Origin of the sequence: Pseudomonas sp. K5002 (assembly GCF_013386655.1) — a bacterium.
Lineage (GTDB): Bacteria > Pseudomonadota > Gammaproteobacteria > Pseudomonadales > Pseudomonadaceae > Aquipseudomonas.
In genome coordinates this window covers 1-2,717 of the sequence record NZ_JACARK010001053.1, presented here as the reverse complement: position 1 = coordinate 2,717, position 2,717 = coordinate 1, and the positions used below count along the sequence as shown (strand labels likewise).

General features: G+C 61.8%; 1 pseudogene. It reads left to right on the top strand.

What is annotated here, in order from left to right:
• Positions 1-209: 209 nt before the first annotated feature.
• Positions 210-2,717, top strand: a pseudogene (locus HX846_RS33060) (hypothetical protein); the annotation flags it as partial.

Below are 2,717 nucleotides of genomic sequence, written 5' to 3'. Positions count from 1 at the left end.
ACCGGGCTGTGGGGGTGGGCGATGCACCAATGCGGCGCCAATCAACGCAGGCTGTGCGTGCAGGCGCACCCTGATGGTGCCTGGCGCCCCGAGCCTTAACTATCTAATGCCTGCGTCCAGCCAAACCCTTGAAAGTGAAGCCTGCCTGGTGCCCCCGGCAACCCAGGGGCAGCGCCAGTTTTCTTAACTTCACTCAAGTGACGATGAACATGGACAGTACTCACATTCAAGACGATCAAGCGGCGAGCACGCGCAGGCCGGTTCCCCATCTGGGGCCGGCGTTCGTTACCGATCACGATGCCGCCCATTGGGCGCATCAACAGATCGGCAACCGGCGCGAGACGGTATTTGGCGGGCTGGTTTTCAAGCGTGATGACGGGATGTACCTGCCAAGCGTGCCGGTGGCCGGCACCGCCACTGCATTCGATTTCCAGAGCGACCTGCTCAAGGTCGATGCCAACAGGAATTTCCTGGCGTACGAGGGCCACAGCGTTCACGCCCTGTACAGTTCGCGCGGCGAGGATGGCACCCGACGCTCCGCGCAGATACAGCACTGGACAGGCGCGCAGCGCCGCCTGGATCGCAGCTTTTTCCCCATCAATATCCTGCGCATCATCATCCAGGTGCGCATGCTGTGCACCCGTTACTACCTGTCCGGGTTCTATGGCTCGCTCATCCAGTATGAAAGCAGCGGCTCTGCGACTGAGGCCAGCTTCTTGAACCAGTTGATGGCGGCCAAGCCTGCGGCCGATTTCGACGACTACATCGCCTTTATCAATGAGACGGCCAGGGCCGGCTACCTGCGGGTCATCGTTGCCAACGCCGAGCTGGGCGGAAAGCCTGGCCAACTGCTGGCGCCGTGGACCCTCAATCAGACCCTGTCGCAAATCGGGCAGGACGCACTGGCGCCTCTCGCCAGCCAAGTCAGCCGCCGGTGGCAGGACGCGGTGCGATCAGTCTTGCCGCCGCTGGGGTTTGCACGGCAGGAGAGTCTCTTTGGCTACCTGTACAAAAGCGCGTCGAACCAGTACGTGGCCGAATTTCCGTCGGATGAACTCAAGGCAGCGTTTGCGCTGACCAGTGGCAAGTTGTCACTGCCAAAAGTGCACAAGGCGGACAGTGAGTTTTTGACCTTCGGTATTTACTGCTCCCTATCACCGCAAGCGAAACCGACCGTGGCGAAAGAGTCGTGGCTGGCGGAAAACTTCTTCACGGCTTCTGCGTTGGCTGCCGTGGTGATGATGGCGGGGACCGACGACCTGGGCTTGCACTTTTACTTGCGCGCCAACGACGGCGCGCTGCTGATGTACCACTGCACCGGCTCGCAGGCGCAGTCCCAGCTGTTCGCCAATCGCGGCGCGGATCTCGACGGACGCTTGAAGGACGCTACCTTGAGCCCTTCCGAGTTTGTCCGGCAAGTGGCTGCCGTGGGCACGCTGACGGTGGTTGAGCCCGGACGCGTATGGGACAAGGCCGGAGTAGTAGGACCGCAATGGAGGGCCTTCGCGAAAGTCCATGCGTCGCTGAGCCCTGCCTTCGTCACTGCCGATGATGTCGCACGCTACCTGCATTACAAGGTGGGTTCGCCCCACGGCTCTTTTCTCCAGGCTTACATCTTCAAGCGCAGCGATGGGCTGTTTGTGGCCTCCAGGCTGTCAGACCCTGACAGGTGGCTGTCGTTGTGGGGCGGGGCATTGCCCACCGACAACGCTCTGACGCGGGTCGAGCTTGAAGGGCACCAAATGGTTGGCGAGTTCAATCGACCTGTCTACGACCTGGCCGAGGTGCGTGCCAACTATCCTCAAAAAACCTCGCGACAGCTGGCGTTCCTGATCAGTACACCGTCGACTCAAGCGATCGACATGACGCTGGTTTTTTCCGATCAGATCAAGGTGCTTTACACCAGCGGAACGAACGGTACGTTGATCAAATACGCTGTCAGCGGCTCTCGGGCCGAGCGTGAATTCGGCGAGTACCTGGCACAAGTTGAACGCGATGGCCAGGGTGTGGCCCGCGTACAAGGGTTTGACGGCACGCGTGAAGGGCTGATCAAAGAGCTGGTAAAACTCGGTGAGTTGACGGTGCTGCTGGCGGATGAGACCTGGTACAACGTCCAGGGCCGGGTCCCGGCCACCTGGGAACCCGAAACGCCTTTCGCCGCCGCAGCCCCCATTGATACGCCGCTGAGCTGGGTTTTCACTGACCTGGCAACCGCCGCCCCTTATGCCCATGACCGTATGCAGGCAACGGCGGATGGCCGGCGAGTCGGTTGCATCCTCAAGCACTCGAGTGCAGAGCAGTATGTGGTCAGCGAGCCTTGCGCACCGATACCCGCCGGCGAAACCCTTTTCGTGTTGGCGAATGTTTTTGGCAATGCCAGCCTGCCGCCAGGCTTCGCCCTGCGTGGCTGGTACTGCCGCAGCGCACCGGACGCCACCGGCATCGGCGCCGAACCCTGGTTGTACGAGGGCTTTATCGACACCACGGATTTTGCCCAGGGGATTGCCGCGCTGCGCATCCACCCCGAGAGCAATCTGGCCTTCTACCTCAGCACGGCGGACGGCGCTCAGTTGGCCTATGACGCCTCCGGCTCGGCCGAAGAAAGCCAGCTCTACCAGGTGCTGCCCGATGGCCGGGTGACGGACAACGGGCTGGGGGATGAACTGCGGGCCGCCACCGTGACGCCCCACGAGATGATCCAAAAGGTCGCCGCCGCC